Genomic DNA, 894 nt, shown 5'->3' with positions numbered 1-894 from the left:
CATCCGCTCGAGCTTGCGCAGCCGTCCCTGGTGCAGCGTCTGGCGAATGGCGTCGGGACCGCCCGGCGAGACCAGGCCGTCATCATCACGCATGCTGAGCAGCCGACGGTCGATGCTGGTGAAGCGTTCCTGCTCCATTTCCCGGCGCAGGCGAAGCTCAATCTCGCGGTCGGTTCGCGGACCGAGATCGAGGCTGACCAGCTCGGCCGCCCGCTCGCGGATGCCAGATGAGATATATTCGCGCGCGATGACCAGGTTCTCGCCACGGTCGTCCCTGCCACGGACGATGATGTGGCTGTGCGGGTGGCCGGTGTTGAAATGATCGACCGCGACCCAGTCGAGCTTCGTGCCGAGGTCTTCCTGCATCTGCGCCATGAGCCGCCGCGTCAGCGCCTTGAGGTCGTCGTACTCGATGCCGTCTTCGGCAGCGACGATGAAGCGGAACTGATGGCGGTCGCCGTCCGCGCGATCGATGAACGCCTTGCCGTCGACGCGGCCGCTGTCGGCGCCGTAGAGCTCGCCAGGTTCACCTTCGCGGGTGACCCCGTCGCGCTGAAGATAGCGTAGATGGGCACGCGCCCCGTCCGCGCCCTTGCCGGCGAGCTTGACGACCCGCGCCTTGACGATCACCCGGCGCTGGCGGAAGGCGGCATACCGGTCGCGCGATTTCAGCAGTGCGGCGGCCGCCCCGCCGCGCCCTGTCCGGCTTCCGGTGAAGCGACCACCGCGTTGCGGCCGGCCGCCAGCCCGGTTGATCGCCGCACCAACCTGGCCGGCATAGCGTTTGCCGGCCTTCGAGCCGCGCGACCCGATTTTGCCGAGCTTCGGCCTGAACTCGTCATCCTTAATGCGAGCCTCCCAGACATATCAAGCAAAATCAGACACTTACACGTC

At 66.9% G+C, this 894-nt stretch carries 1 pseudogene; it reads right to left on the bottom strand.

From position 1 onward, the window contains the following. Window positions 1-849 (bottom strand): annotated as a pseudogene (locus tag EN850_RS33355) (relaxase/mobilization nuclease domain-containing protein); the annotation flags it as partial. Between the last annotated feature and the right edge of the window lie 45 nt (window positions 850-894).

Origin of the sequence: Mesorhizobium sp. M8A.F.Ca.ET.207.01.1.1 (assembly GCF_004794715.1) — a bacterium.
Taxonomy (GTDB): Bacteria; Pseudomonadota; Alphaproteobacteria; order Rhizobiales; family Rhizobiaceae; genus Mesorhizobium.
Note: the sequence above shows the minus strand (reverse complement) of the source record. Positions and strands in the feature narration are given on the sequence as shown.